Consider the following 26,173-nt stretch of genomic DNA (forward strand, 5'->3'; position numbering starts at 1 on the left):
CCGGGCCGGCCCCGGACCCCGGTCCGGTGCGGGAAAACCGGACCGGACCGGACAGCCCCTCCGGGAAGACCCTCAGACCCGCGCCCACGTCTCCACCCAGGGGAGTACTCCGCAGGTCATGGCTCATCCTCCGGGAGGCCCGGCAATCGGTACGAGGGCATGACGTGCGAAGGCGGCCACCCGCCTAGATTTGAAGTCAAGCGGCGGGTGCAGCACTCGTCCCCCGAGGTCAGACACCCGCCGCTGCCAACGACAACTGATCAGGTCAGGAGAGGGACCATGGCCCTTACGGCACCGCGGACGATGATCCGCACAACGGGACGCGGTACGCGTCCTCGTCGCACGGGCCGCCGCCACCCCCTGGTGGCGACACTGATGGCCCTTCCTCTGGCGGTCCTGCTCCTCGTGGTCTTCGACGGCTGGGAGACAGTGGCCACACAGGCGTCGTCCGTGGGAGTGATGCTGGGGCGCTGAGCGGCGACCCCAGGCCCGGAAGAGCGGTCCGGGCGGGGACATCCACCCATGAAACCCCGTGGGGACGGGGGTGCGGCGGACGGCAAATAATGCAGGCGCAGCTGGGGAGCTGCGCCTGCATTGCTTTTCCCCGCCGCACGGCTTCGACGGCCCCGGCTGCGTACCCTCGCGAGGAGACCCGCCCGCCGCCGCCCAGGGAGCCCCGTGACCGCGCACCCCCTGCTCACCGAGCTCACCCTCACGGCCGGGGCCCTGGCCCACGAGGGCACGACGGCCTGTCCCTGCGGCGCGGCCGTCCTCGCCGACCGCCCCGACGCCACCGTCGTCCGGCACGCGGACACCGTGGCGAAGGCCCACGCTCCCGGAACCGACGCCACCGGTCTCGCGCCGCGCCTCGCCCTGGCCGCGCGCCTCCCCGGCATCCTCCTGCCGCCGCTCACCCCGACCGCGACGTCGCTCCACGGCCGCCTCGTCACTTTCTGGCCGTACGGCACTCCGGTCGATCCGGACGACCCCGACACGGCTCCCTGGGAGGCCGCGGGCATCCTGCTCGCCCGGCTGCACCGCACGCCGGCTCCGGCAGCCCTGCCCGGGATGCGCGGCCCCGCCAAGGCCGCCCACGCCGTGGCCCGCCTCCGCGCGGCCGGAGCGCACCCCGCCGTCGCCCCCGTCCTGAGCGCCTGGCGCGCGCTCCCGGCCTGGGCCCGCGCCGAAGCCCCCATGCCCGACACCACCACCCTCTGCCATGGCGACCTCCACCTCGGCCAGCTCGTCCGCCACCCGGCCCCCGACGGCCCCTGGCGCCTGATCGACGTCGACGATCTCGGCGTCGGTGTCCCGGCCTGGGACCTCGCCCGGCCCGCCGCCTGGTACGCCTGCGGTCTGCTCCCGCCCGAGGAGTGGACCCGGTTCCTGGCCGCCTACCGGGCCGGGGGCGGCCCCGCGGTCCCCGAGGACGGTGACCCCTGGGCGGCCCTCGACGTCCCCGCCCGCGCACTCACCGTGCAGACGGCGGCGCGCGCTGTCACCAAGTCGGTCGCGCAGGAACGGGCGTTGGACGAGGTCGAGCAGTGCCTCGTCGACGCCTGCGCGCGAATGGGTTCCGTCCCCCCGCAGTTGACGGCGGACTTCGCGAAGTAGGGTGCAACCGACCGCGGCCGGACAGTGTCTGTCCTGGCGGCAGGCGAAACAGGACCGACCGGCGAGGAGTTGAGCCGAACCATGCAGTGCCCGAAGTGTCACGCTCAGATGCACACGTACAACCGCAACGGTGTCCAGATCGAACAGTGCAGCAACTGCCGTGGGATCTTCCTCGACTACGGCGAGCTGGAGGCGCTGACCCGCGTCGAGTCCCAGTGGTCCCAGCCGGCGCCGCCGCCCCCGGGTGCCCCGCAGGCGTACCCGGCCCCGGCCGCTCCCGCCTGGGGCGCCCCGCACGGGGGCGGTCACGGCGGTGGTCACGGTGGTGGTCACTACGGCGGCCATCACCGCCACAAGAGCTTCGGCCACATGCTGTTCTCCAGCTGAGCCGGCAGACGACAAGAAGCCCCCGACCGCTAAGGCGGCCGGGGGCTCTCGGTGTGTGGACGATACTGGGATTGAACCAGTGACCTCTTCCGTGTCAGGGAAGCGCTCTCCCGCTGAGCTAATCGTCCTCGGGGCCACGGCCCGAAGGGCGTGGGCGCTGCGTGCGCGATACTGGGATTGAACCAGTGACCTCTTCCGTGTCAGGGAAGCGCTCTCCCGCTGAGCTAATCGCGCGGGTACGGATCTTCGAAGAGATCCAGTGGACGATACTGGGATTGAACCAGTGACCTCTTCCGTGTCAGGGAAGCGCTCTCCCGCTGAGCTAATCGTCCTTGGAGGTGGAGACGGGATTTGAACCCGTGTAGACGGCTTTGCAGGCCGTTGCCTCGCCTCTCGGCCACTCCACCAGGAGTGTAGGGGACCGGGAAGACCCCTTGTTCCTTCGAGCGGACGACGAGGCTCGAACTCGCGACCTCAACCTTGGCAAGGTTGCGCTCTACCAACTGAGCTACGTCCGCCTGTCGGTTCGGTCGGCTCACGCGTCCCGGCGACGTGTTGAACTCTAGCGGATTCCCGGGCCAGTACAAAAACGCGTTTGTGCAGCGTGCTGCGCTGTGTCCACGCGCGGGCCTGGTCAGGGCCCCTGGCCGGGACAATGCGGGACATGCCCGGACCGCGTCACGGGTGTGCCGCCCTACACTCGACCACGTGCTCGACCTCCCGCCCCTCGCCCGTTTCGGCACCCGTGTCGCCACCGGCCTCCTCGACGTGACCAGCGATCCCGCGGCCCTCGACGGCGCCGGGTTCTGGGCCGTCTGCGCCGACTTCGAGGGCCGTCCGGTCTGCGCGCGCTTCGCCGACGTACGCGAGGAGGCCGTGCCCGCCCCCGTGCCCGGGGCATGGCGAGGACCCTCGGCCGGTGACTGGACGTCGTCCCTCGACCGCGCCGCGTACACGGCGGGCGTCCGCCGCATCCGTGAGCACATCGCGGCCGGCCGGGTGTACCAGGCCAACCTCTGCCGTGTCCTGACCGCGCCGGTGTCGCCCGGCGCCGATGTGGACGCACTGACGGCCCTGCTGGCTCTGGGCAACCCGGCGCCCTATGCAGGAACGATTCGTCTCCCGGCGCACGGCATAGAGACAGCCACCGCGTCGCCCGAACTCTTCCTGCGCCGGGACGGCCGGGTCGTCGAGTCCGGGCCCATCAAGGGCACCGGGCGCACCGAGGCGGATCTCCTCGAGAAGGACTACGCCGAGAACGTGATGATCGTGGACCTCGTCCGCAACGACCTGGGGCAGGTCTGCGCCACGGGCAGCGTGACCGTCCCCGACCTGTGCGCCGTCGAGAAGCACCCGGGTCTGGTCCACCTCGTGTCCACGGTCCGCGGCGAGCTGCGTGACGGCGTCGGCTGGCCGGAACTGCTCGACGCCGCCTTCCCGCCCGGCTCGGTCACCGGCGCCCCCAAGTCCAGCGCCCTGCGGATCATCGACGCGCTGGAGACGGCGCCCCGCGGCCCCTACTGCGGTGGTATCGGCTGGGTCGACGCCGACCGCGGCACGGGCGAGCTGGCCGTCGGCATCCGGACCTTCTGGATCGACCGGGCCCGCGGCGGCTCCGCCGTGCTGCGCTTCGGCACCGGCGCGGGCATCACCTGGGGTTCGGACCCCGAGGCCGAGTGGGCGGAGACCGAACTGAAGGCGTCCCGGCTGCTCGCGATAGCGTCGGGAGCGTACGAGGCCACGGGAACGGACGAGGCCGAGGGAGAGGGACTGACGTGAAGATCTGGCTCGACGGCGGGCTGAAGGACAGCGAAACCGCCCGCGTCTCCGTCTTCGACCACGGACTGACCGTGGGCGACGGCATCTTCGAGACCGTGAAGACGGTGGACGGCACGACGTTCGCGCTGACCCGCCATCTCGACCGGCTGACCCGCTCCGCGCGCGGTCTCGGCCTGCCGGACCCCGACCACGACGAGGTCCGCCGCGCCTGCGCCGCCGTCGTCGAGGCCAACCCGGTGCCGCTCGGCAGGCTGCGCATCACCTACACCGGCGGCCACGGCCCCCTCGGCTCCGACCGCGGAGACCAGGGCCCCACCCTCGTCGTCGCCCTCGGCTCGACCGCCCGGCGCGCCGACTCCACGGCCGTCATCACGGTCCCCTGGACCCGCAACGAGCGCGGCGCGCTCACCGGCCTGAAGACGACCTCCTACGCCGAGAACGTCGTCGCCCTGGCCCGAGCCCACCAACAGGACGCGACCGAGGCGCTGTTCGCCAACACCGTCGGGCAGCTCTGCGAGGGCACCGGCTCCAACGTGTTCGTCGTCCTGGACGGCGAGATCCACACCCCGCCGCTCGCCTCCGGCTGCCTCGCGGGCATCACCCGCGAACTGACCGTCGAGTGGACCGGAGCCAGGGAGAGCGACCTGCCGCTGGACGTGCTGGAGCGTGCCGAGGAGGTCTTCCTCACCTCCACCCTGCGCGACGTCCAGGCCGTCCACCGCGTCGACGGCCGCGAACTTCCGGGCACGCCCGGCCCGGTGACCGCCAAGGCGATGCGGATCTTCGCCGAGCGGGCCGGCGACGACCTCGACCCGTAGGATCCCGGCCCCCGGATCCCGAAGGCCGGGAAAATGGGCTGACGCGGCTCCCCGAGGTGGGTAGAAAGCCCCTGATGACCACGACCCTGCGGCCGACCGAGCCGCTTCAGCACGCCGCCGACGGGGCACTGTCACGCCACTACCGGGTGTGCGTGAACAGCCGTCCCGTCGGAGCGGTCCACCTCTCGACGTCCCTGGCTTTCGGGCCCGGCGTCGCCCAGATCGAAGGACTGCGCATCGAGGAACCGGACCGCGGGCGGGGCCGGGGGACGGTGGCCGCGCTGGCCGCCGAGGAGGTGGCGCGGGGCTGGGGCTGCAAGCGGATCGACGTCAGGGTGCCCGCCGACGCGGAGGCAGCCCTGCGGCTGGCGACGGCCCTCGGCTACGTCCACCGCAACCGCGGCATGGAGAAGCCCCTCGGCGCCACCGCCCCCCGACTGCCCGAGGGAAGCCGGGGCAGGCCGATGACACAGGCCGAGTACGCGCCCTGGTACGAGCGCGGCCTCGCGGAGTACGCCCGGGACTGGAGCGAACGCGGGGTGCCCGAGGACGAGGCGTGGGCCAAGTCGCGCCACGACAACGAAAGCCTGCTGCCGCAGGGCCTGGCGACGCAGAACATACTGCTCAGCGTCCTGGAGCACGAGGGCGCCCGGGTCGGCATCCTCTGGGTGGCGTTCACCGCCGACAAGGCGTTCGTGTACGACGTCGAGGCCGACGAGGCTTTCCGCGGCCGGGGCCACGGGCGCTCACTGATGCTGCTGGCCGAGAGCCAGGCGATCGCGGCGGGCAAACGCGTTCTCGGCCTCAACGTCTTCACCGGCAACACCCCGGCCGAGCGGCTGTACGACTCGCTCGGATACCGGCCCGTGCACTACTCGATGTACAAGAACCTGCTCTGAGCCGGCCGGCGCGGAGCCCGCCTCACGCCTGGTCGGCCAGCAGCCGGTCGGCGATCTCCTCGATGCGTTCGCGCAACCCCTCCTGGCTCTTGCCGCCGTCGAGACGCTCGCCGCCGATGACGTAGGTCGGGGTGCCGGTGACGCCGATCGCCTTCCCCTCGGCCTGGTCGGCGTCCACGATCAGGATGTGCCGACCGTCGATCAGGGCGGTGTCGAACTCCTCGGCGTCGAGACCGAGTTCCGCGGCGGTCTCGACCAGGAACGGTTCTCCCGCACGGCCCAGCTCCTCGACCCGGCCCAGCACCGCCTCGACGTACGGCCATCCCTGTCCCTGTTCCAGGGCTTCCTCGGCGGCCTGGGCGGCGGCGAAGGCGTGCTTGTGCTTCTCCAGCGGGAAGTGCCGCAGCCGTACGTCCAGCCGGTCCCCGTACCGCTCGCGCAGGGCGCGCAGGTCGTCGAGCGCACCTCGGCAGTCCGGGCACTGGAGCTCGCACCAGACGTCGAGGACGACGGCGGGACGGGGGGCCGCCGTACCGGGCGCGGGCGCGGGTGCGGAGTCCGGCGCCGGGGCGGCGGAGGAGGTCGGGGACGAGTCGCTCATGGCACCAGTCTCCCAGTCCGGGCCCGGCCGCCCCAATCCGGACCACCGGCCGACCGGACGGACCGGGAGCCCGCGTCCGGAACATCGACCGGGTGGGCGTGGAGCCCGCGTCCGGACCGGGGTCATGGGCCCGGTCCGGACGGTCCTTGCGGCACGGTCCGTACGGCACCTGCGGAGGAGCGGACCCGGAGATGTCCCTGATGTCCGGCCGGAGCATGGCCCGCGAGCGGTGCGCAGGTGCAGGATGGAAGGGACGAAGCGCGGGCCCGTCGGACCCGGTGCCGCGTCGATGTGACATCTGTCCGAGTGAGTCGACGCCTGGAGGACCGGATGATTGCCGAGACGGTCTGTTCCGCCGTGGCCGCGGCAGGCCTGGGCCTCGCGGTGGTCACGGCCTACCGCAAGCGTTTCCTGGCGGCCGCCCGCATCGCCGCCTACGCCCTGGTGCCGCTGGGCCTCGTGATGACCGGCATCGTCGACTGGATCGCCGACACCGCCTTCAGTCCGACGGCGTGGGCGGGCTTCGTCGTGCTCGGCGGGGCCTGGGCACTGTTCGCCACCACCCGCGCCGTGGAGCGCCGCCGTGGTGGCACCCGCAAGGAGCGCAGGGCGGCGGCCCGAGCCGCGCAGGCCGGGGCAGTGGCCCCCGCCGCGTCCGCGCCCTCCCTGGGCCAGGCCTCTCGTCCGGCGGCCCGTCCCGCGCCCGCACCCCGGGCGACCGGCGCTTCCGACGACTTCAGCGACATCGAGGCCATCCTGAAGAAGCACGGTATATGAAACGCGCTGCTCGAAGCCCCGGGGCCCGACACACGGCTCTGGGAAGGGGCGCACGCGCGGGGGCCGAGCCGGCAGCGGCCGGCGCGCGCCTTCACCACGACAGTGATCGCCGAGCCCTGATCGCCGACCCGCCCCCGTGACCGGCGGTTGAAACGACACAGTCGGCCTGTCCGTGCGCGGAAGTGATCACCGCCTGAAAGCGGTGTCACGGATTCCGGCGAACTCCCGCTCAAACCGCGCGGGTGATCGCGTCGGAGGCGTCCGCTGCGTCATCATCACCCGCGAGATGCTGGACACGACACAGAGCGACGCCGCGCCGCCGCAGGACGAGCCGCGCGGGTGCCTCTTCGCCCTTTCCCAGCCACCGCTGATGATCTTTCTTGCGGTGATCGGGTGTCTGCTGCTCATGGCTTCGCTGCATGATCTGCTGCTGCTCTGAGCCGTACCCGCGGTCCCCGGCGCCACCCGCCGGGGCCGCGTCGGCATCGAGGATCGTTCTGTCCGGAACCCGGAACCCGGAACCCGGAACCCGGAACCCGGAACCCGGAACCCGGAACCCGGAACCCGGAACCCGGAACCCGGAACCTGTTCTGCTCGGCGCGGCCGGACTCAGCCCGCCGCCTCCTTGCGGCGCGCCCGGTAGGCGGCCACATGAAGGCGGTTGCCGCAGGTGCGGCTGTCGCAGTACCGGCGGGACCGGTTGCGGGAGAGGTCGACGAAGGCGCGCCGGCAGTCCGGGGCCTCGCAGCGCCGAAGCCGCTCCTGCTCCCCGGCCACCACGAAGAACGCCAGCGCCATGCCGCAGTCGGCCGCGAGATGGTCGGCGACCGAGGCGCCGGGCGCGAAATAGTGCACGTGCCAGTCGTAGCCGTCGTGATCCGTGAGGCGTGGCGTGGTGCCCGCGGCTGCGACGAGCTCGTTGATCGCCGCGGCGGCGGTCCGCGGCTCCGGGGCGGCGAAGATGCCGGCGAACCGGCCACGGACCCTGCGCACCGCGGACAGATCGAACTCGGACAGCACACCGACATCGCTGATCTCGTGCTTTCGTACGAAATCAGCGAGAGCGGCGACATCCGGTAGCGCGTCCGGAGTCAGGTCGTCCTCCGGTGCGGTGTTCACCAGTTCCACGACGGCATCGAGCGCGCACCGGGTGTCGTGGGTGATCAGCACATTTCGCTCCCTGGCCTGGGGGTCGGGCGGGCGCCCGCCGATGCTGGCCGATGGTAGCCGCACCGGGCCGCCGGGTGAGGGCCGCTCGCGGACCGGATTGCCCGGGCGCCGGACGCCGGGGGCCCGGGGAGACCTGCCCGCACCTGCGCGCACGGACCGCACGCACGCCGACGCCGCCCCACGGCAGCCCGTGGCGCGGCGTCGGCGCATGCCCTATTCGGTTGTCCTGGCCCGAGCCGTCTCCCCGAGTGGACGGCGCCGGGCAGCTCGGTGTGAGCCTCGCCCTAGCTCTCCGCCAGGATGTGCGAGAGCTCCTGATCGAGATCGAAGTGCCGGTGTTCCGTGCCCGGGGGCACGGCCGCGTCCGTCCGCTTCAGGAAGGACTCCAGGGCCCGCGCAGGGGCCTCGAGCAGGGCTTCGCCCTCGGGAGAGCTCAGGGCGATGCAGACGACGCCCTGACCGTGACTGCGCGACGGCCAGACACGGACGTCGCCGGTGCCCGTGGGCCGGTGCAGGCCCTCGGCGAGCAGGTCGCGGGCGAACACCCACTCGACGGTCTCCTCGGCACCGGTGTGGAAGGTGGCGTGCACGGCGTAGGGGTCGGCCGTGTCGTACCGCAGGCCTGCGGGGACAGGCAGGGATGACTCGCTCGACACAACGAGGCGCAGGTGCAGCTCGCAGCTGACCGTGGTGTTCATAAGCGCCAGGGCCTTTCGCTCAGTGTGCGCTCGGGGATTCGCACGTCGGCGAAATCGACATGCCACCTACGGTGGCGTTGTAAACCCCTCTGAGTGTTTTGCGTGCGTTTACGTAACTCTTCCGGCCGACACCGTGTACGCCCCGTACCACCATTCCGGTGACCGGATTCTCTCGGGTAGGGTCAGGCTGTATGAACACGGGGAGTGACGAGCCGGGCGAGGCGGTCATGGCGGCGGACAGGTCGGAAACGGGCGAGGACGGGGACGGCCATCCCGGGCAGGGACTCGGCTCAAGGGCGCCCGAATTCGTCAAGGCGCGCCGCATGCTGCACCTGAGCTGGCAGGTCGGGGTCTTCGTGATCGGCCTCGCCGTCGTGGTCGCCGGCATCATCATGCTGCCGCTGCCCGGTCCCGGCTGGGTCGTCATCTTCGGCGGCATGGCGATCTGGGCGACCGAGTTCGTCTGGGCGCAGCTGGCGCTCCGCTGGACCAAACGCAAGGTCACCGAGGCGGCCCAGCGGGCGCTGGACCCGAAGGTCCGCCGCCGCAACATCACTCTGACCGTGATCGGCCTCGTGATCATCTCCGCACTCGTGGGTGTCTACGTGTGGAAGTTCGGCTTCGAGATGCCCTGGAAGATCAAGGATCAGTGATCCGCCGCTGCGGTGCGGGGGAGGGCCGGCCGTGGTCACGGCCGCACCCTGACATGGGGTAATGTTCTTCCTGCGTCCGGGCGATTAGCTCAGTGGGAGAGCGCTTCGTTCACACCGAAGAGGTCACTGGTTCGAACCCAGTATCGCCCACCCGGAACGTCGGCCCGTCTGCGAGAACGCAGACGGGCCGACGTCGTTCACGCGGCAGTCGCCCCCCGGCGTCAAGAACACTTCGCCCCCGGCTCTGCTCCCGGCCCGGGTTCCCGACTCCCGACCCGGCTCCCGACTGCCGACCCAGGTTCCCGACCCCGGCTCCCGACTGTCGTCAGTCCGGCTTTCCACGTGCCCGGTCGTCCGTATCCACCGACCCGCTGTGTCCTGCCGAACGCAGTCCCACCATGCTCCCCTTCCTCGGACAACTCTTACTCCGCCAGGCAGATTCCACTCTCCGGCTCGCGTTCCTGACGACCGATCACCGGTTCGGCAGTTCGAACGCGCCTCCCTCACCTGCGAGTTCGTCCAAGAGATGCGCAGAAGCGGTCCTCGCGGCCGCGGTTCGCCGCCGGGCTCGCACGCAAGAAATTCCTGTCCGAATCATTGACGCTCTCTCAACCCCCTCGTACCTTGTGCCAGCAAGCGCTTTCTTGAAACGATTCATGCAAGCGGCAACGACGCTGCGGGGAGGGCCCGACTGTGGGAACCAGCAGGAATGTTGAGAGGCGAACGATCCTGAAGGCCGCGGGGGCGACGGCGGCCGCACTGGGCCTGGCCGCGACCACCGGGTGCGGGGGAGACAGCGGCACCTCGGCGGACGGAACGGTGACGATCCGTTACGCCTGGTGGGGTTCCGAGGACCGTGCGGGGCGTATCAACAAGACCATCGCGCTCTTCGAGAAGAAGTATCCGAAGATCAAGGTGAAAACGGACTTTCAGCCCTATGGCGACTTCTGGAAGAAGTTCAACACTCAGGCCTCCGGCGGGAATCCGCCGGACGTCTTCCAGAACGCGATTGGATTCCTGCGGAAATACGACGCGAAGAACGTGCTGCTCGATCTCGGCGCGCAGGTCAAGGCGGGCAACCTCTCCATGGACGGCTTCCGGGCCGGGCTGGACAAATTCGGCGAGGTCGACGGCAAGCTCCTCGGAGTCCCGGTCGGTTCCAACTCGATGGCCCTGGTGATCGACAAGCCCGTCTACACCAAGGCAGGTGTCAAGCCCGTCCACGGCTGGACCTGGGACGATTTCGACGCGGCGATGAAGAAGATCCGCGACAAGGCGGGGCGTGCCGGCGACAGCGGCATGTACGGCGTGATGTACCTGTACGACCTCTATCTGCGCCAGAACGGCAAGGCGTTCTTCTCCCAGGACGGACTCGGTTTCACCGAGGCGGATCTGACGGACTGGTGGACCAAGGCCAAGAAGGGCGTCGAGGAGGGCCTCTACGCCGATCCCAAGAAGGTCGCCCAGATCAAGCCGAAGTCGGCGGTCTCCGGGGAACTCGCCGGCAGTGAGTTCACCTGGGACAACTTCACCGTCCGCTACACCTCGGAGGGCAAGAGCGAGTACGGTCTCGCGCCCATTCCGACGACGGACGGCAAGAAGACCGGTCAGTACCTCGGATCCCTGATGCTCAGCGCCTCCAAGCGGACACAACACCCCAAGGAGGTCGCCCAGTTCATCGACTTCATGGTGCATGATCCCGAGGTCGCCAAGATCATGGGCTACGACCGCGGTGTGCCCGCGACGCAGGCCCAGTTCGACGCGTTCAAGCCGACCGACGAGGTCAACAAGGCGATCGCCGCCTACGAGACGTCCCTCGTCTCCTCGGGCGTCCTGGAGCCCATCACCCCGCACCCGAACGGTGCCGACATCTGTGAGTCGGCCTTCCTGCGCATCGCCGAGGAGCTCGCCCTGGGCACGCGCTCGGTGAGCGAGGCCGTCAAGCAGTTCTTCACCGAGTCGAAGACGGCTCTCGGCAGCTGATGGGAACCACCGTGACACACGCCCCTGCGACGGAGGACCTGTTCAAGGACTCCGAGCCGCGGCACGGTCCGGTCGACACCCCGCGCCCCGCCGCCGTCAAGCGGCGGGGCCGCCGGGAGAACCTGGCCGGCTATCTCTTCATGTCCCCGTGGATCGCCGGATTCCTGCTGCTGACAGCGGGCCCGATGGTCGCCTCGCTCTACTTCGCGTTCACCGACTACAACCTGTTCGACGCGCCGAAGTGGATCGGGCTCGACAACTTCTCCGAGATGTTCGGCGACCCGCGCTGGCGCCACTCGGTGAAGGTGACGCTCTGGTACGTGGTCGTCGGCACGCCGCTCAAGCTGCTCCTGGCGCTCGCAGTGGCGCTGCTGCTCGCGCAGAAGCGGCGCGGCCAGGCCTTCTACCGGGCCGCCTTCTACGCGCCCTCGCTGATCGGGGCGAGCGTCTCCGTCGCGATCGTCTGGAAGGCGATCTTCTCGGACGACGCGATCGTCGACCGTACCCAGAAGGTCTTCGGGATCGATGTCGGCGGCTGGACCGGCGACCCCGAGATGATCATCTACAGCCTGGTGGCGCTCACCGTCTGGCAGTTCGGCGCTCCCATGGTCATCTTCCTCGCCGGGCTCAAGCAGGTGCCTCGTGAGCTGTACGAGGCCGCCGAGGTCGACGGAGCCGGCAGGCTGCGCCGGTTCTGGAACATCACCCTGCCGATGATTTCGCCGGTCCTCTTCTTCAACGTCCTGCTGGAGACGATCCACTCGTTCCAGATCTTCAGCTCGGCGTACATCGTGGGCGGCGGCGCCGGCAGCAACGCGTGCGGTCCCGCCGACGGTTCGATGGTCTACACCTGCTACCTCTATGTCCAGGGCTTCGAGAACAGCCGGATGGGCCTGGCCTCCGCCATGGCCTGGATGCTGCTCGTCGCGGTCGCCCTGGTGACGGCGGTGCTGTTCTGGTCCCAGAAGCGCTGGGTGCACTACGAGGAGGGCGCCCGATGAGCGCGCAGGCCACCGACGTCACGCCGGCGCGATCCACGAAGGGCAGCCTCCGTCGCAGACTGCCCGGATCACTCGCCTGGCACCTGGGGTCGCTCGCGGTCCTCGCGGTGATCCTCTACCCGGTGATCTGGGTCATCGGCGGCTCCTTCAAGAAGAGCGAGGACATCGTCGGGAGTCTGGACCTCCTGCCGGGCGACCCGATCCTCGCGAACTACAAGGGGCTGGCCGACGGCATCGCGGACATTCCGATCTCTACGTTCTTCGTCAACTCGCTGCTGCTCGCGGTCGGTTCCGTCGTCGGCATCGTGGTGTCCTGCTCGCTGACCGCGTACGCCTTCGCGAAGATCAGGTTCGCGGGCCGCAATCTGCTGTTCACGCTGATGATCGGCACCCTGCTGCTGCCGTACCACGTGCTGCTGATCCCGCAGTACGTGCTGTTCCGCAACCTGAACATGATCAACACGTACGCCCCGCTCCTGCTGGGGAAGTACCTGGCCACGGAGGCGTTCTTCGTCTTCCTGATGGTGCAGTTCATGCGCAATCTGCCCAGGGAACTCGACGAGGCGGCCCGCCTCGACGGCTGCGGGCATCTGCGCATCTACTGGTCGATCGTGCTCCCGCTGTGCCGGCCGGCCCTGATCACCAGCGCGATCTTCACCTTCATCAACTCCTGGAACGACTTCATGGGCCCGCTGATCTACCTCAACGAGCCCGACAAGTACACGGTCTCCCTCGGGCTGAAGATGTTCGTGGACCAGGAGGGCCTGGCCAACTACGGCGGCATGATCGCGATGTCGCTGGTCGCGCTCCTGCCGGTGCTCGCTTTCTTCGTCGCCTTCCAGCGCTATCTGATCGACGGCATGGCGACGTCCGGACTGAAGGGCTGACCCGGCATGGCCGAGGTACGCGTCAGGGCCAGGGCCCCGCGGGGCGAGTCCGCCTTCGCGGAACGGTTCGCGGTGTTCGCCGAGTGTCTCCTGACCGGGGTGTGGATCGCGGTGGCCTCGCTGGGCGTGGTCACCTACCCGGCCGCCTTCGCCGCGGGGTCGCGTCATCTGCGCCGGCGCATCGCCCACGAGGCGGGCGGATGGCGGGAGTTCGCCGCGGACTTCCGGTCGGCGGTGCGCGGCGGATGGCTCGCCGGGCTCGCCGGGTGGGCGGCGCTCGCCGCGGTCTGGGTGGACGTGCAGGCCGTGCGGGCCGGGATTCCCGGCGGTCCGCTGGTAGGGGCCGTCGGCGTGTTCGCGCTGATCGGGCTCGCCGTCGCCGGACTCCGCGCGGCGGCCGTGTGGACACCGGACGGCACCTGGCGGGCGCTGCTCGTTGAGGCAGGCCGACGGACCGTGCTCGACCCGGCGGGCTCCTTCCTGATCGTCGGGGGCCTGGCCGTGGTCGCCCTGTCCGCGTGGTTCGTCGCTCCGCTGGCGGCCCCCGTGCTCGGTGCCGTCGCGGCGGCCGCCGTCGCGGTGGAGGAACGCCACCGGCGTCGCTGAGGGCGGCGCCCCTCCTCTCGGGCCGGCGCCCAGGCGCCACGCCTTCCTCTGTCATGCCCCTGACATTCACACCTTCATTCCCGCACCGCCTCCCGCACCGCCTCCCGCACTGCTCCCGCACGGAACGGAAAGGCTGTATCGCTATGTCCCCCATTCCCCGCAGGTCCCTCCTCAAGGCGGCGGCCGTCGCCGGCGCCGCCGCACAGTTCAGCTGGGCGCTGGGCGCGAAGGACGCCGAGGCCGCACCGAGAGCCGCGGCGGCGGACGCGGATCCGGTGACCCTGGACTGGCTGGAGGAGGGCGGCCTCGGCGCCGCCCCCGGCTCCACACTCGGCGTGCCCTGGCCCATGGGCACGTATCAGCAGGACCAGACCTTCGCGCTGACGGACGCCGCCGGCAAGGACGTCCCCGTGCAGTCCTGGCCCCTCGCGTACTGGCCGGACGGCTCGCTGAAGTGGACGGCCCACGCGGTCGGTTCGGGCTCCGGCAAGCTCACCCTCGCCGCCGGTACCCCCGCCGCACCCGCCAAGAAGGTCACCGTCGACAAGCGCGGCGGCACCATCGACGTCTCGACGGGTGTCATCACGGCGAAGATCGGCACGTCCGGGGCGACCCTCATCAAGTCCGTCACCCGCGGCTCCACCGAGATCGCCCGGAACGGCCGGCTGGTGCTGATCCGGCAGCCCGAGATCGAGGACGAGGACCAGGGCACCGTCAAGACCGAGCGCTTCGAGGGCGCCATCGGCGGCGTCACCGTCGAGCAGACCGGCCCGATCCGCGCGGTCGTCCGCATCGACGGCAAACACCGCAAGGGCAGCCGCAGTTGGCTCCCGTTCTCCATCCGCCTGTACTTCTACGCGGGCGCCGACTCCTTCCGCATGGTGCACACGATCACCTACGACGGGAAGCAGGAGCCCGGCAAGGCGAGCGGCGACTTCATCCGGGGGCTGGGCGTCCGCTTCACCGTCCCGATGCGCGACGAGTCCTACGACCGTCACATCCGCATCGGCGGTGAGGGCACCGGTCTGCTGCGCGAGGCGGTCAAGGGCATCACCGGGCTGCGCCGTGACCCCGGGGCGGCGGTGCAGGCGGCCCAGTACGCGGGCCAGAAGCTCCCCGACCCCGCCACCTGGGACCAGCGGGTCACCACCCGGCTCCAGTACATCCCCGAGTGGGGCGACTACACCCTCTCGCAGCTCTCCGCCGACGGCTTCACGCTCCGCAAGCGCACCAAGAAGGGCCACGGCTGGATCGGCGCCGGCGGCGGGAAACGCGCCTCCGGCTTCGGATACGTCGGAGGGGCGAGCGGCGGATTCTCCTTCGGCCTCAGGGACTTCTGGGAGAAGCACCCCGCCCAGCTCGACATCCGCGACGCGCACACCGACGAGGCCGAGGTCACCCTCTGGCTCTGGTCGCCCGAGGCGCAGCCCATGGACCTGCGCTTCTACCACGACGGCATGGGCCAGGACACCTTCCCCGAACAGCTCGAGGGCCTCAACATCACCTACGAGGACCACGAGCCCGGCTTCGGCACCCCCTACGGCATCGCCCGCACCTCCGAACTCCTCTTCTGGGCCAACGAGTCCACGCCCGCCCCGGAGAAGCTCGCCGAACAGGTCGAGGCCGTACGGGTGCTGCCCCAGCTCGCCGCCCCGCCCAAGCAGCTCATCAAGGCCAAGGTGTTCGGTCCGGGCCTGTACTCCGAGCCGGACCGGTCCACTCCCGCCAAGGCGAAGATCGAGGACCACCTCGACTTCCTCTTCACCTACTACAAGGGCCAGGTGGAGCAGCGCCGCTGGTACGGCTTCTGGGACTACGGCGACATCATGCACACCTACGACACCGTCCGGCACCAGTGGCGGTACGACATCGGCGGCTACGCCTGGGACAACTCGGAGCTGTCGCCGGACCTCTGGCTCTGGTTCGCCTACTTGCGCAGCGGCCGCGCGGACATCTTCCGCTTCGCCGAGGCGATGACCCGGCACACCGGCGAGGTCGACGTCTACCACCTCGGCCAGTGGGCCGGGCTCGGCACCCGGCACGGGGTGCAGCACTACGCGGACAGTGCCAAGCAGCAGCGGATCGCCAACACCACCTACCGCCGCTACTACTACTTCCTCACGGGCGACGAACGCGTCGGCGACCTCATGCACGCCAACGTCGACTCCGACGAGACGTTCCTCGCCCTGGACCCGCTGCGCAAGATCCGTACCGAGCCGTACACGCCCGACCGGCACGCCCTGTCCATCGGCTTCGGCACCGACTGGAGCGGCCTGGTGTCGGCGTGGTTGACCGAGTGGGAGCGCAAGGGTCCCAAGTGGGAGAAGGCCAAGGCCCGCGTCCTGTCCACCATGGAGACGATCGGCGCCCAGCCCAACGGCTTCGTCCAGGGCAGTGGCCTGTACGACCTCGACACCGGCCGGTTCGCGGTGGCCACGGCGCCGGTCGTCGGCGTTTCGCACCTGTCCGCGGTGTTCGGCCTCAACGAACTGTGCGCCGAGCTGATCCACCTGGTCGACGTACCGAAGTTCAAGGAGGCGTACCTCGACTACTGCCGCTACTTCAACGCCACCAAGGCGGAGCAGGCGGCGCGCTACGGCAGCAACTTCGGCTCACTGCTGCTCTTCCAGGGCCACTCGCGGCTCGACGCGTACGCAGCCGTCCAGACCGGCGACGCCGCGCTCGCCAAGCGGGCGTGGACGAAGTTCTACAGCTCCGACGGCTACACGGAGTCCTCGCCGTGGAAGACGGAGCCGGTGAGCGGCCCCGCCGCCCTGGTCGCGGGCAGCGAGGCCGCCTGGGTGGCCACCAACGACACCGCCCTGTACGGCCTCGCCGCCATCGAGAACCTGGCGCTGCTCGGCGACAAGATGCCGTGACCGGAGGTGACCGGAGGGTAGGGCCTGTCGTTCTGGATCAAGTCGCGCGTCGCGGGGTGCGGTGCCGGCCTGCAAGGCACCGTGAGTCAGGCCGATCCGATCCAGACGACAGGCCCTAGTTCATCCTTCCCAGGACCTCCCGCACCCGCCGGACGTCGCGCAGACGCTGCTCGTACGTGGCACCGAGGGCGAGCAGCAGCAGCCCGGCGAGGGCGGGAGGCACCCAGCGGGGCAGGGCGTCGGTCACCTGGAGCAGGTAGGGGGCGAGCTCGTGCAGCGCGTCCAGGGCGAGCACCGAGCCGCCCAGCACGAGCGGCGCCCTGAGCCGGTGCCGGGCGCCCAGCAGCGTGAGCAGCAACGCGGCCGCCCCCAGCAACAGCGGGCGGGTCCACTCGACGTCCCCCCATGCCGTGGCGAGGCTCGGCAGCAGCGTGACGGTGAGACCGGGGCCGTACGCCGTCCAGGAGGAGGCCGCCGGGTCGCGGCGGCGGCGCAGCGCTCCGACGAGCAGCGCCGGGACCGTGACCGGCAGCGTGTACGCCTCCGGGACCACCACCTCCCAGGCCGCCAGCCGGACCCACATGGCCAGCACGAAGAGGGCGACGGCCGCGTAGCCGACGTGACGGCGGTCCGGGCGCACGGCCGTGCCCGCCGCGATCACCGCGCACAGGGACAGCACCAGGGCCAGCAGCGGCGGGTCGGTCACCGCCAGGCCGATGGCGACGAGCCCGGCGACGGTCCCCGCCGCCTCGACCGTCCACGTCGTCACCGGGTCGCCGAGCCGTGCCGCGACCAGGGCGGCGACCACCGGGACGACGAGCACCAGCAACGCGATGTACTCCGGCCGCCACCCGGCGGACGCGCCCGCGGCGCAGGCCAGGGCCGTGGCGTGGCCGAGGGAGGCGGCCGCGTACACCGGCGCCTGCCGACCGCGCCACGCGGCCACCGCGAACACCCCGGTCAGTGAGGCGAGGACGGCGAGGGTCGCCGGCTCGGTGGCCAGGGAGAGGGCGGCGAGGCCGAAGGAGGTGAGCAGAGCGAGTGCGCCGGCCGTCCGCGCCGTCAGTACCGTGCGACGGCCCACGACGACCAGGGCCACGAGGGCCGCCACCGTGAACCCGTGGACCGACAGTGCGGCGAGGTAGGGGAGTTGCAGCGCCGCGGGAGTGACGAGCGCGGCGCCCCAGGCCGCCGTCAGCGCGGCGGTCAGCGCCTGCGGACGCCACTGCTCGCTGCGCACCGCCGTCGCCAGGACCACGGCGACCGCGGCGAGGACCAGCGGCGCCGTCACGGCGTGCGACGGCCAGGAGACGTCGGTCGTCACCGCGGCACGGGCGTCGCCCGGGGCCCCGGACCAGATGTGCCCGAGCCACGACGCCGGTCCCAGCAGCGTGATACCCACGGCCGGAAGCGCCCACAGCACCGCGCCCGCCTGTACGGCGCCGGAGGCCAGGGCGACACCCCGGCGCACCGCTTGCGGGCCCCGTACGGCGGCCGACAGCGCGATGCCGCAGGCCAGGTAGGCCGGCACCGCCCAGTCGGCGGGAACCGACACCCGGAGAACGCCGCCCAGGCCGGCCACCGCGCACAGGGCGGCGGTCGCCGCCATGCCCGTCGTGAGCTCCGGCCGGGGCGCGGAGCGGGCCATACCCAGGGCGATCACCGCCGCGAGGAGGAGGAGCGCCGCCGCACGGACGGCGGCGCTCGGACCGGACGCTCCCAGCGAGAGCAGACCGGCCGTCAGGACACCCCAGCCGCCGGCGCCGAACGCGCACACCATGGCGACCGGGCGCACCGGCTGCTCGGACACCCGCAGCGCCACCACGGCGTCGAGCGCCGCCGTCAGCAGCACCGCGCAGGTGACCATGTGCGGCCCGCCGCCGAGGGCGATCGTCCAGAGGACCAGCGGGAGTTGCGCGACCACCAGGGCGGCCGGGCGCGGCAGTCGCAGCGTGACCGCGCCGGACAGCGCGGCGAGCGCCGTGCCGTACGCCGCCCACACCGCCGCGAGCGCCGTCGACACGGCCGCCGCGTACGTCGTACCGTCCGCCGCCGTGAACACCACCTCGTGCAGGGCGTACGCGTCGAGCACCGTCAGCGCCAGGCCGAGACCCGCGACCGACTCGGCCGTCGAACGCAGCCCCCTGTTCAGCAGCGCCACGGGCGCGCCGAGCACCGCGAGCGTGACCGCGCCGAGTACCAGCGAACGGCCGGTGATCCCCAGGTGACCCCAGCTGACCAGCGTGAACACCATCGCCGCGATGGTGAGCAGGATGCCGCCCAGCAGCAGGAGGACGTTCTGCACACCCGGGGCGGTGGTCTCGGGGCGGCCGGACGGTCCCGCCGGCGCCGGGCCGTTCGGCCACACCGGCGCGGCCGGCCGCGCCGCCTGCTGGAGCATCGTGACCAACCAGGCGCGGCGGGCCAGCAACTGGGCGCGACGGGCGTCCAGTTGCCGGAGCTCATTGTCGAGGAACCAAAGCTCCTGGGCCGGGGGCGGAGAATGCGTCATGCGTCGGAGTGTGGTCCGCGTCACGAACGGCGACATGAGCGCACGTACTCAGAACGTACTCAAATGCCGTCTGCGGTGTCCCCGCGAGGGAACACTCCGCCCATGGACTGGACCCGTTACCGCTTCCGCAGCCTGTGGGCCCTGCCCGCCCCGCCCGCCCGTGTGTACGAGGCGCTGGAGCGGGTCGAGGAGTATCCCCGCTGGTGGCGCCAGGTGCGTGAGGTGAAGCGGATCGACGACGCGACCGGCGTCATCCGCATCCGCTCCCTCCTTCCGTACGACATGACCTTCACCGCGCGAGAGGAACGGCGCGACCCGGCGGCCGGGATCCTGGAGAGCTCCTTCTCGGGCGACATCGACGGCTGGGCGCGCTGGACGATCACGGCCCGGGGCTCCGGCACCCTCGCCCGCTACGACCAGGTGGTCCGGGTCGGCAAGCCGCTGCTCAGGGTGTTCGCCGTCCCCGGGCGGCCGGTGTTCCGCCTCAACCACCGGCTGATGATGCGTGCCGGCCGCCACGGCCTGACCGCGTACCTGGAAGCGGTTTGAAGGAAGCCCGCGAAGCCCTGTATTGTTCGGTGCGTTCCCGGGCGATTAGCTCAGTGGGAGAGCGCTTCGTTCACACCGAAGAGGTCACTGGTTCGAACCCAGTATCGCCCACCGGGAAGGGCCGGTCCGCATCACGCGGACCGGCTTTTTCGTGTCTGCGGCGCCGTGTTCCGCGGCGCCGTGTCGGCCGACGCCGCCTACGCCGCCGCCGGGAGCTCCGGGCGCAGCGGCCAGGAGGTGTCCACCGTCTCCGGCGTGCCGCTGCGCGCGAACCACGCCTGGAGCCCGCGCGCCTGCGCGGCATGCCAGGCCGTCTGTAGCGCGTGCAGGTCGGCGGGGGAGAGACGTTCCAGCCGGGCCGCGAACCGCCGGGCCAGCGCCCGGACGACCTCCAGCGCGGCCAGTGCGTCCGCCGCCGCGTCGTGCGCGTCGGCCAGCGTCACGTCGTAGTGCGCGCACAGGTCGGTGAGCGTGCGCCGGCCCTTGCGATAGCGGTCCAGATGCTTGTCGAGGACCCGAGGGTCCAGCACCCGCAGTGGCGCCGCGCCCAGCCAGTTGTCCAGCGCCGAGGCCCGGTGCCTGCGCAGCTCACGGTCGAGCAGCGTCAGGTCGAACGGCGCGTTCATCACCACCAGCGGGCGCCCCGCGGCGGCCTGCTCGGCGAGCAGCTCGGCTATCTCGAACATGACCGGGGCCGGCCAGCGGCCGTTGCGCTGGAGATGATCCTCCGTCAGCCCGTGCACCTCCGTCGCCCCGGCCGGCACCGGCACGCCCGGGTTCACCAGCCAGCGGCTCACCCGCGGCCGCGCACCCGGCGCGTCCTGGACGACGAGGGCGGCCGACACGATCCGGTCGGTCTCCACGTCGACGCCCGTCGTCTCCGTGTCAAAGGCGGCCAGAGGCCCCTCGTACCAGTACGTCATACCCACACAACCCCTCGTTCACCCACGGCAGCTGACGCCCCGTCTTCTGCCTGTTTGGTGATACCCGGGCTGTTTGCGCCGTACGCCGGAAGGACACAACACGAGTACGGGTCATCGCAGTTCAGCGGCCCGTCACGGGGACTGGCTTTGCGTGGAAGGCTGTTGGTCATGGCGATAGCGCAGCCCGAGCGGAGCGGGCTGCTGCCCGAACGCGAGGGGCTTCACCGCGGCACGCTCGCCACCACCGCCTGCATGGAGACCCTCCAGGTCGGCTATCTGCACGCCGTCGCGGCGGCGGCGGGCTGCTCGCTGTCCCAGCCGTTCCCGGACAACGGCATCGACTGGCACGTCAGCCACAGCGCACCCCAGCACACGGTCGACGACGAGGTCACCATCAAGGTGCAGCTGAAGGCCACCTACCAGATCCGGCCCGACCCGCCGGGCCGCTTCTTCTCCTTCACGCTCGACAACGACCACCTGCGCAAGCTCGCCCGCACCCCGGTGTCGGTGCACAAGATCCTCGTCGTGATGCTCGTCCCGCGGTCCCAGGACCAGTGGCTGCGCGCCGGCCACGACCGCCTCGACCTGCGGCACTGCTGCTACTGGGTCAATCTCGCCGGCCACCCGATCACGGGCCGGACCCGGACCACCGTGCGGATACCGACCACACGCATCTTCGACGACCGGGCGCTGTGCGAGATCATGACGCGGGCCGGGACGGGAGGCAGACCATGACCCACCGCCCCCTCGACGAGCCACTACGGCCGGTACGGCCGCATCCCGAGGCCCACTGGAACCAGCCCCCCGAGCCCGGTCAGGTCGATCCGGTCGTCCTCGGCGTCCTGCTGCGCCGGCACGGCTGGCAGCGGCGCGGCGGCGCCGCCGGCCGCTACGGCCGCTGGACCCCGCCCGGACCGGGCGGCGGCGGGACCAGCCTGCTCGTGCCCGAGAGCAGGGCCTTCCCCGACAGCGACGACCTGCTCGGCGAGGCGCTCCTCGCGCTGACCCGCAGCGGCACGCCCTCCGCGCGCGAGGTCCTCGTCGCCCTCGCCGTACCGAGCGACGAGATCCGCTGGTGGCGGGACGCCCCGACCGGGCCCGCCGGGGCCGCGTCGTGGGCCGTCGAGGAACAACTGCGCGGCGCCGCCCGCCAGATGCTGCTGGCCGGCGCGCTCGCCACACGCGCGCGTGCCGGCTACTACGGGGCCCGGCACCGGCGGGCGGCCCTCGCGACACTGGAGAGCGTCCTGGTCGGCTCCGCGTCCGGCGGGCGCCGCCTGACGGCCTTCGCGCCCGTCGCGGGCGCCCGCCCTCTCGCCGTACGCCTCCACCAGGCCCTGTACGCGGTCCGTGAGGCCATCGACTACCAGCGGGCCACCGGCGGCATGGACGCCTTCGACGGGGCCGTGGAGGCCGGCGCCAGCCGTGAGCTCACCGAGGCCCTGATCGTCCTCGTCCGGGGCGCCGAGGGCGCCCGGATCTGCGTCGAGTGGGCGCCGGCCGCCGGGGTCCCCGAGGCGTGCGCCGCGGGTGGCGACCCGGTCGAGTTCTCGCCCGGCGACCTGCCCGTACTGCGCGCGGCGGGGGCCCGCTATCTCCGCGAGGAGCCCCCCGTGCCCGTCAGGGTCACCGGCACGGTCGTGCGGATGCGCAGGTCGGGGCCGCGCGGTGAGGGCAGCGTACGGCTGCGGGTGCTGGCCGGTGCCGAGATCCCGCACGTCCGGCTCACCCTCGACGAGGAGGACTACCGCATCGCCGGACAGGCCCACCTGGTCGGGCTGCCGGTGCGGGTGCAGGGCCGGCTGGAGAGCAGGGGCGGCTTCCGCCGGCTCACCGGCGCCTGCGGGGTCGTACCCGTGCAGGTGGACGAGGCGGAGCGGGACCGGCTGATGAAGTCGCTACAGGAGAATCTCGACTGCTTCGAGGAGGCCTGCGGAGGGGAGCAGCTCGGGGACTGATTTCGCGGTGGGCGGGTGCGGGTCGGTACGATCGCCTCTTGCGCGCGCTCACGGTATGGCGCCGCACCCCCTTCAGTCAGGAGAGACCGGTGTCAGACGTCCGTGTGATCATCCAACGCGATTCCGAGCGGGAAGAGCGCACGGTGACGACGGGCACCACGGCCGCCGACCTCTTCGCGGGCGAGCGCTCCGTCATCGCCGCGCGCGTGGCCGGCGAGCTGAGGGACCTGTCGTACGTGCTCGCGGACGGCGAAGAGGTCGAGGGCGTCGAGATCTCCTCCGAGGACGGTCTGAACATCCTGCGCCACTCCACCGCGCACGTGATGGCCCAGGCCGTGCAGGAGCTCTTCCCCGAGGCCAAGCTGGGCATCGGCCCCCCGGTCAAGGACGGCTTCTACTACGACTTCGACGTCGAGAAGCCGTTCACGCCCGAGGACCTCAAGGCCGTCGAGAAGAAGATGCAGGAGATCCAGAAGCGGGGGCAGAAGTTCGCCCGCCGGGTGGTCACCGACGAGGCCGCCCGCGAGGAGCTCGCCGACGAGCCGTACAAGCTGGAGCTCATCGGCATCAAGGGCTCGGCCTCCACCGACGACGGCGCGGACGTCGAGGTCGGCGCCGGCGAGCTGACGATCTACGACAACCTGGACGCCAGGACCGGTGACCTCTGCTGGAAGGACCTCTGCCGCGGTCCCCACCTGCCCACCACCCGCAACATCCCGGCGTTCAAGCTGATGCGCAACGCGGCCGCCTACTGGCGCGGCAGCGAGAAGAACCCCATGCTCCAGCGCATCTACGGCACCGCCTGGCCCTCCAAGGACGAGCTGAAGGCCCACCTCGACTTCCTCGCGGAGGCCGAGAAGCGCGACCACCGCAAGCTGGGCAGCGAGCTGGACCTCTTCTCCATCCCCGAGCAGATCGGTTCCGGCCTCGCCGTCTTCCACCCCAAGGGCGGGATCATCCGCCGGGTCATGGAGGACTACTCGCGCCGCCGCCACGAGGAGGAGGGCTACGAGTTCGTCTACACCCCGCACGCGACGAAGGGGAAGCTCTTCGAGACCTCGGGCCACCTGGACTGGTACGCCGACGGCATGTACCCGCCCATGCAGCTCGACGAGGGCGTGGACTACTACCTCAAGCCCATGAACTGCCCGATGCACAACCTGATCTTCGACGCGCGCGGTCGCTCCTACCGCGAACTGCCGCTGCGCCTCTTCGAGTTCGGGACCGTGTACCGGTACGAGAAGTCGGGCGTCGTGCACGGCCTGACCCGCGCGCGCGGCTTCACCCAGGACGACGCGCACATCTACTGCACCCGCGAGCAGATGGCCGACGAGCTCGACAAGACGCTCACCTTCGTCCTCGGCCTGCTGCGCGACTACGGCCTGGACGACTTCTACCTGGAACTGTCCACCAAGGACCCGGAGAAGTTCGTCGGCTCGGACGAGGTGTGGGAGGAGGCGACCGAGACGCTCCGCCAGGTCGCCGAGAAGCAGGGCCTCCCGCTCGTTCCCGACCCGGGCGGCGCCGCCTTCTACGGCCCGAAGATCTCCGTCCAGACGAAGGACGCCATCGGCCGGACCTGGCAGATGTCGACCATCCAGCTCGACTTCAACCTGCCGGAGCGCTTCGACCTGGAGTACACCGGCCCGGACGGCGCCAAGCAGCGTCCGGTGATGATCCACCGTGCCCTCTTCGGCTCGATCGAGCGGTTCTTCGCGGTGCTCCTCGAGCACTACGCGGGCGCCTTCCCGGCGTGGCTGGCCCCGGTCCAGGCGCTCGGCATCCCCATCGGCGACGCGCACGTGGAGTACCTGGAGAAGTTCGCCGCGGCCGCGAAGAAGAAGGGGCTGCGGGTGGAGGTGGACTCCTCCTCCGACCGGATGCAGAAGAAGATCCGCAACGCCCAGAAGCAGAAGGTGCCCTTCATGGTCATCGCGGGCGACGAGGACATGGCGGGCGGCTCGGTCTCCTTCCGTTACCGCGACGGCTCCCAGGAGAACGGCATCCCGCTCGACGAGGCCATCGCGAAGATCGCGAAGGTCGTCGAGGAGCGGACGCAGGTCTGATCCGTCGTACGCGGGCCCCCGGGGAGTCACCTCTGCGGGGGCCCCTCGCCGTTGCGGGCGCCCGGGGAACCCTGCGGGCCAGGGATGCTCGCGGTCCCGTCCTCACGGGAGAACACCTGGATCAGCCAGGACGAGAACGACCCGGTGACCGCGCCCAGCAGGGCAAGCCCGCACGCCATCATGCCGACCGCGATCAGCCGGCCCGCGGAGGTGACGGGGGTGACGTCGCCGTATCCGACGGTGGTGAGCGTCTCGCAGGTCCACCAGAGGGCGTCGCCGAACGTCTTCATGGTCGCGCCCGGCGCCCCGCGCTCCTGGTCGTAGACGGCGAGCGCGCCGGAGAAGCCGAGCAGCCCCGTGGACAGCCCGGCGTAGGCGATCACGCGCGCGTGCAGCGTGAACCGCGGCTCTCCGCGACGGCGCTGCACCGTCTCGGAGAGCTTGACGATCCGCAGCGGGCGCAGCAGGGGGAGCAGGACGACCAGTCCGTCCAGCCAGTGGGTCCGTACGTAGCGCAGCCGCTGCCCGCTGAGCCGCCAGCGCACGGCGAAGTCCACGGCGAACAGCACCCACGCCGTGAGCATCACGGCGAAGCAGAGGTCCCGCCAGACGGCGTCGATGTTCTGGGCCAGGACGTGGATGGCGTACCCGGCGAGGAAGGCGAGGGAGGCCAGGAAGAGGGGGACCTCGGCGAGCTGCTCCCAGCGGAGCGTCCGGCTGTCTTCGTCCATCGGCCCAGCTTGGCCCGCCCGGCATTTCGCGCAGCCCCGCCGACACGCCGCGAATGGGCGAAGCCATATGCTGCCTAGCATGACGAGTGAGCCGGAACAGCAGATCGGAGTGGGCACGCAGGACGCGTTCCAGCGTCTGTGGACGCCCCACCGGATGGCCTACATCCAGGGTGAGAACAAGCCGACCGGCCCGGGTGCCGACGACGGCTGTCCCTTCTGCTCGATCCCGGCCAAGTCCGACGAGGACGGGCTGGTCGTCCGGCGCGGCGAGCACGTGTACGCGGTGCTGAACCTGTACCCGTACAACGGCGGCCATCTGATGACCGTCCCCTACCGGCACGTGGCCGACTACACCGACCTGACGGTGCCGGAGACCGCCGAGCTCGCCGAGCTGACCAAGCAGGCGATGACGGCCCTGCGCACCGCGTCCGGCGCGCAGGGTTTCAACATCGGGATGAACCAGGGGTCCGTCGCGGGCGCCGGGATCGCCGCCCACCTGCACCAGCACATCGTGCCCCGCTGGGGCGGCGACACGAACTTCATGCCGGTGGTGGGCCACACGCGCGTACTGCCGCAACTCCTGGCGGACACGAGGAAAATGCTGGCGGACGCCTGGCCGGCGACGGCCCGCTAGCAGCCGGCCTGCCCGGCCGGGAGCTCAAACCCCGGTCGACTCGACCAG

The 26,173-nt window shown here is 71.1% G+C and carries 25 protein-coding genes and 7 tRNA genes; 21 read left to right on the forward strand and 11 right to left on the reverse strand.

What is annotated here, in order from left to right:
• Positions 1–279 precede the first annotated feature (279 nt).
• The 3 genes from OHS71_RS33085 to OHS71_RS33095 all read left to right on the forward strand — a co-directional run bounded on the left by OHS71_RS33085 (position 280) and on the right by OHS71_RS33095 (position 2,001).
• The gene (locus OHS71_RS33085; RefSeq protein WP_328482993.1) at positions 280–474 is read left to right on the forward strand and encodes a hypothetical protein; all 195 of its coding nucleotides are present in this window, start codon (positions 280–282) and stop codon (positions 472–474) included.
• Between the two features lie 204 nt (positions 475–678).
• Positions 679–1,614: a phosphotransferase family protein gene (locus tag OHS71_RS33090; protein ID WP_328482994.1), complete on the forward strand. Its 936-nt coding sequence runs from the start codon at positions 679–681 to the stop codon at positions 1,612–1,614.
• 81 nt (positions 1,615–1,695) lie between these two features.
• Positions 1,696–2,001, forward strand: a complete 306-nt coding sequence (locus OHS71_RS33095) for a TFIIB-type zinc ribbon-containing protein (protein WP_328482995.1) — start codon at positions 1,696–1,698, stop codon at positions 1,999–2,001.
• Between the two features lie 56 nt (positions 2,002–2,057).
• Here OHS71_RS33095 and OHS71_RS33100 read toward each other — a convergent pair.
• The 5 genes from OHS71_RS33100 to OHS71_RS33120 all read right to left on the reverse strand — a co-directional run bounded on the left by OHS71_RS33100 (position 2,058) and on the right by OHS71_RS33120 (position 2,519).
• A tRNA-Val gene (locus tag OHS71_RS33100) sits at positions 2,058–2,129 on the reverse strand.
• A gap of 34 nt (positions 2,130–2,163) precedes the next feature.
• A tRNA-Val gene (locus tag OHS71_RS33105) sits at positions 2,164–2,235 on the reverse strand.
• A 26-nt stretch (positions 2,236–2,261) separates the two neighbouring features.
• Positions 2,262–2,333 (reverse strand) — tRNA-Val (locus OHS71_RS33110).
• 1 nt (position 2,334) lies between these two features.
• A tRNA-Cys gene (locus tag OHS71_RS33115) sits at positions 2,335–2,408 on the reverse strand.
• Between the two features lie 38 nt (positions 2,409–2,446).
• A tRNA-Gly gene (locus OHS71_RS33120) sits at positions 2,447–2,519 on the reverse strand.
• Positions 2,520–2,709: 190 nt separating this feature from the next.
• Here OHS71_RS33120 and OHS71_RS33125 point away from each other — a divergent pair.
• The 3 genes from OHS71_RS33125 to OHS71_RS33135 all read left to right on the forward strand — a co-directional run bounded on the left by OHS71_RS33125 (position 2,710) and on the right by OHS71_RS33135 (position 5,497).
• Complete coding sequence (locus OHS71_RS33125; RefSeq protein WP_328482996.1) at positions 2,710–3,780, forward strand: chorismate-binding protein; 1,071 nt, start codon at positions 2,710–2,712, stop codon at positions 3,778–3,780.
• Positions 3,777–4,598, forward strand: coding sequence for an aminotransferase class IV (locus OHS71_RS33130; RefSeq protein ID WP_328482997.1), 822 nt, complete (start codon positions 3,777–3,779; stop codon positions 4,596–4,598). The genes OHS71_RS33125 and OHS71_RS33130 overlap by 4 nt, the downstream gene beginning before the upstream one ends.
• Before the next feature lie 74 nt (positions 4,599–4,672).
• Positions 4,673–5,497, forward strand: coding sequence for a GNAT family N-acetyltransferase (locus OHS71_RS33135; RefSeq protein ID WP_328482998.1), 825 nt, complete (start codon positions 4,673–4,675; stop codon positions 5,495–5,497).
• 22 nt (positions 5,498–5,519) lie between these two features.
• Here OHS71_RS33135 and OHS71_RS33140 read toward each other — a convergent pair whose 3' ends face one another.
• Positions 5,520–6,098 (reverse strand): DsbA family protein, encoded by a 579-nt coding sequence (locus tag OHS71_RS33140; protein ID WP_328482999.1) that lies wholly within the window; start codon positions 6,096–6,098, stop codon positions 5,520–5,522.
• A gap of 330 nt (positions 6,099–6,428) precedes the next feature.
• Between OHS71_RS33140 and OHS71_RS33145 the strand changes: the two genes are divergently transcribed.
• Both OHS71_RS33145 and OHS71_RS33150 read left to right on the forward strand, forming a co-directional pair.
• Positions 6,429–6,875, forward strand: a complete 447-nt coding sequence (locus OHS71_RS33145) for a hypothetical protein (protein WP_328483000.1) — start codon at positions 6,429–6,431, stop codon at positions 6,873–6,875.
• Between the two features lie 172 nt (positions 6,876–7,047).
• Entirely contained in the window at positions 7,048–7,314 is a 267-nt protein-coding gene (locus tag OHS71_RS33150; RefSeq protein WP_328484824.1) for a hypothetical protein, read from the forward strand.
• Positions 7,315–7,484: 170 nt separating this feature from the next.
• Here OHS71_RS33150 and OHS71_RS33155 read toward each other — a convergent pair whose 3' ends face one another.
• Both OHS71_RS33155 and OHS71_RS33160 read right to left on the reverse strand, forming a co-directional pair.
• On the reverse strand, positions 7,485–8,045 hold the full coding sequence (locus OHS71_RS33155) for a CGNR zinc finger domain-containing protein (RefSeq protein WP_328483001.1): 561 nt from the start codon (positions 8,043–8,045) through the stop codon (positions 7,485–7,487).
• Positions 8,046–8,329: 284 nt separating this feature from the next.
• A complete protein-coding gene (locus OHS71_RS33160; protein ID WP_004002642.1) occupies positions 8,330–8,743 on the reverse strand; it encodes an SsgA family sporulation/cell division regulator in 414 nt (137 codons plus the stop codon).
• Between the two features lie 191 nt (positions 8,744–8,934).
• Between OHS71_RS33160 and OHS71_RS33165 the strand changes: the two genes are divergently transcribed.
• The 7 genes from OHS71_RS33165 (at position 8,935) to OHS71_RS33195 (ending at position 16,752) form a co-directional block, all read left to right on the forward strand.
• The gene (locus OHS71_RS33165) at positions 8,935–9,396 is read left to right on the forward strand and encodes a TIGR02611 family protein (RefSeq protein ID WP_328483002.1); all 462 of its coding nucleotides are present in this window, start codon (positions 8,935–8,937) and stop codon (positions 9,394–9,396) included.
• 78 nt (positions 9,397–9,474) lie between these two features.
• Positions 9,475–9,546, forward strand: a tRNA-Val gene (locus tag OHS71_RS33170).
• 543 nt (positions 9,547–10,089) lie between these two features.
• Positions 10,090–11,379, forward strand: a complete 1,290-nt coding sequence (locus tag OHS71_RS33175) for an ABC transporter substrate-binding protein (RefSeq protein WP_328483003.1) — start codon at positions 10,090–10,092, stop codon at positions 11,377–11,379.
• The gene (locus OHS71_RS33180; RefSeq protein ID WP_328483004.1) at positions 11,379–12,380 is read left to right on the forward strand and encodes a carbohydrate ABC transporter permease; all 1,002 of its coding nucleotides are present in this window, start codon (positions 11,379–11,381) and stop codon (positions 12,378–12,380) included. The genes OHS71_RS33175 and OHS71_RS33180 overlap by 1 nt, the downstream gene beginning before the upstream one ends.
• A complete protein-coding gene (locus tag OHS71_RS33185; protein ID WP_328483005.1) occupies positions 12,377–13,267 on the forward strand; it encodes a carbohydrate ABC transporter permease in 891 nt (296 codons plus the stop codon). The genes OHS71_RS33180 and OHS71_RS33185 overlap by 4 nt, the downstream gene beginning before the upstream one ends.
• A 6-nt stretch (positions 13,268–13,273) precedes the next feature.
• Positions 13,274–13,873, forward strand: a complete 600-nt coding sequence (locus tag OHS71_RS33190; RefSeq protein ID WP_328483006.1) for a hypothetical protein — start codon at positions 13,274–13,276, stop codon at positions 13,871–13,873.
• A 143-nt stretch (positions 13,874–14,016) separates the two neighbouring features.
• Complete coding sequence (locus OHS71_RS33195; protein ID WP_328483007.1) at positions 14,017–16,752, forward strand: exo-rhamnogalacturonan lyase family protein; 2,736 nt, start codon at positions 14,017–14,019, stop codon at positions 16,750–16,752.
• Positions 16,753–16,867: 115 nt separating this feature from the next.
• On the opposite strand, the gene OHS71_RS33200 is transcribed toward OHS71_RS33195, so the two are convergent.
• Entirely contained in the window at positions 16,868–19,300 is a 2,433-nt protein-coding gene (locus tag OHS71_RS33200) for an SCO7613 C-terminal domain-containing membrane protein (RefSeq protein ID WP_328483008.1), read from the reverse strand.
• A 66-nt stretch (positions 19,301–19,366) separates the two neighbouring features.
• Between OHS71_RS33200 and OHS71_RS33205 the strand changes: the two genes are divergently transcribed.
• Both OHS71_RS33205 and OHS71_RS33210 read left to right on the forward strand, forming a co-directional pair.
• Entirely contained in the window at positions 19,367–19,813 is a 447-nt protein-coding gene (locus tag OHS71_RS33205; protein WP_328483009.1) for an SRPBCC family protein, read from the forward strand.
• Positions 19,814–19,852: 39 nt separating this feature from the next.
• Positions 19,853–19,924: transfer RNA gene (locus OHS71_RS33210), tRNA-Val, on the forward strand.
• An 86-nt stretch (positions 19,925–20,010) separates the two neighbouring features.
• On the opposite strand, the gene OHS71_RS33215 is transcribed toward OHS71_RS33210, so the two are convergent.
• The gene (locus OHS71_RS33215) at positions 20,011–20,736 is read right to left on the reverse strand and encodes an exonuclease domain-containing protein (protein WP_328483010.1); all 726 of its coding nucleotides are present in this window, start codon (positions 20,734–20,736) and stop codon (positions 20,011–20,013) included.
• 168 nt (positions 20,737–20,904) lie between these two features.
• On the opposite strand from OHS71_RS33215, the gene OHS71_RS33220 reads away from it, so the two are divergent.
• The 3 genes from OHS71_RS33220 (at position 20,905) to thrS (ending at position 24,760) form a co-directional block, all read left to right on the forward strand.
• Positions 20,905–21,471: a DUF4365 domain-containing protein gene (locus OHS71_RS33220; RefSeq protein ID WP_328483011.1), complete on the forward strand. Its 567-nt coding sequence runs from the start codon at positions 20,905–20,907 to the stop codon at positions 21,469–21,471.
• Positions 21,468–22,694 carry a hypothetical protein gene (locus OHS71_RS33225; protein ID WP_328483012.1) on the forward strand — a complete coding sequence of 409 codons (1,227 nt, stop codon included), beginning with the start codon at positions 21,468–21,470 and terminating at the stop codon, positions 22,692–22,694. Before OHS71_RS33220 ends, OHS71_RS33225 begins: the two co-directional genes overlap by 4 nt.
• 89 nt (positions 22,695–22,783) lie before the next feature.
• Positions 22,784–24,760, forward strand: a complete 1,977-nt coding sequence (thrS, locus tag OHS71_RS33230; RefSeq protein ID WP_328483013.1) for a threonine--tRNA ligase — start codon at positions 22,784–22,786, stop codon at positions 24,758–24,760.
• A gap of 26 nt (positions 24,761–24,786) precedes the next feature.
• Here thrS and OHS71_RS33235 read toward each other — a convergent pair whose 3' ends face one another.
• A complete protein-coding gene (locus OHS71_RS33235; RefSeq protein WP_328483014.1) occupies positions 24,787–25,491 on the reverse strand; it encodes a potassium channel family protein in 705 nt (234 codons plus the stop codon).
• 67 nt (positions 25,492–25,558) lie between these two features.
• Between OHS71_RS33235 and OHS71_RS33240 the strand changes: the two genes are divergently transcribed.
• Positions 25,559–26,125: an HIT family protein gene (locus tag OHS71_RS33240; protein ID WP_328483015.1), complete on the forward strand. Its 567-nt coding sequence runs from the start codon at positions 25,559–25,561 to the stop codon at positions 26,123–26,125.
• Positions 26,126–26,173 lie beyond the last annotated feature (48 nt).

The organism is Streptomyces sp. NBC_00377, from assembly GCF_036075115.1.
Classification (GTDB): domain Bacteria; phylum Actinomycetota; class Actinomycetes; order Streptomycetales; family Streptomycetaceae; genus Streptomyces.

What these genes read in the sequence shown, in the direction of transcription:
- OHS71_RS33085 (WP_328482993.1), top strand. Translation starts at nt 280, where the DNA reads ATGGCCCTTACGGCACCGCGGACGATGATCCGCACAACGGGACGCGGT.
- OHS71_RS33095 (WP_328482995.1), top strand. Translation starts at nt 1,696, where the DNA reads ATGCAGTGCCCGAAGTGTCACGCTCAGATGCACACGTACAACCGCAAC.
- OHS71_RS33135 (WP_328482998.1), top strand. Translation starts at nt 4,673, where the DNA reads ATGACCACGACCCTGCGGCCGACCGAGCCGCTTCAGCACGCCGCCGAC.
- OHS71_RS33140 (WP_328482999.1), bottom strand. Translation starts at nt 6,098, where the DNA reads ATGAGCGACTCGTCCCCGACCTCCTCCGCCGCCCCGGCGCCGGACTCC.
- OHS71_RS33145 (WP_328483000.1), top strand. Translation starts at nt 6,429, where the DNA reads ATGATTGCCGAGACGGTCTGTTCCGCCGTGGCCGCGGCAGGCCTGGGC.
- OHS71_RS33160 (WP_004002642.1), bottom strand. Translation starts at nt 8,743, where the DNA reads ATGAACACCACGGTCAGCTGCGAGCTGCACCTGCGCCTCGTTGTGTCG.
- OHS71_RS33165 (WP_328483002.1), top strand. Translation starts at nt 8,935, where the DNA reads ATGAACACGGGGAGTGACGAGCCGGGCGAGGCGGTCATGGCGGCGGAC.
- OHS71_RS33180 (WP_328483004.1), top strand. Translation starts at nt 11,379, where the DNA reads ATGGGAACCACCGTGACACACGCCCCTGCGACGGAGGACCTGTTCAAG.
- OHS71_RS33185 (WP_328483005.1), top strand. Translation starts at nt 12,377, where the DNA reads ATGAGCGCGCAGGCCACCGACGTCACGCCGGCGCGATCCACGAAGGGC.
- OHS71_RS33190 (WP_328483006.1), top strand. Translation starts at nt 13,274, where the DNA reads ATGGCCGAGGTACGCGTCAGGGCCAGGGCCCCGCGGGGCGAGTCCGCC.
- OHS71_RS33195 (WP_328483007.1), top strand. Translation starts at nt 14,017, where the DNA reads ATGTCCCCCATTCCCCGCAGGTCCCTCCTCAAGGCGGCGGCCGTCGCC.
- OHS71_RS33200 (WP_328483008.1), bottom strand. Translation starts at nt 19,300, where the DNA reads ATGTCGCCGTTCGTGACGCGGACCACACTCCGACGCATGACGCATTCT.
- OHS71_RS33205 (WP_328483009.1), top strand. Translation starts at nt 19,367, where the DNA reads ATGGACTGGACCCGTTACCGCTTCCGCAGCCTGTGGGCCCTGCCCGCC.
- OHS71_RS33215 (WP_328483010.1), bottom strand. Translation starts at nt 20,736, where the DNA reads ATGACGTACTGGTACGAGGGGCCTCTGGCCGCCTTTGACACGGAGACG.
- OHS71_RS33220 (WP_328483011.1), top strand. Translation starts at nt 20,905, where the DNA reads ATGGCGATAGCGCAGCCCGAGCGGAGCGGGCTGCTGCCCGAACGCGAG.
- OHS71_RS33225 (WP_328483012.1), top strand. Translation starts at nt 21,468, where the DNA reads ATGACCCACCGCCCCCTCGACGAGCCACTACGGCCGGTACGGCCGCAT.
- OHS71_RS33235 (WP_328483014.1), bottom strand. Translation starts at nt 25,491, where the DNA reads ATGGACGAAGACAGCCGGACGCTCCGCTGGGAGCAGCTCGCCGAGGTC.
- OHS71_RS33240 (WP_328483015.1), top strand. Translation starts at nt 25,559, where the DNA reads ATGCTGCCTAGCATGACGAGTGAGCCGGAACAGCAGATCGGAGTGGGC.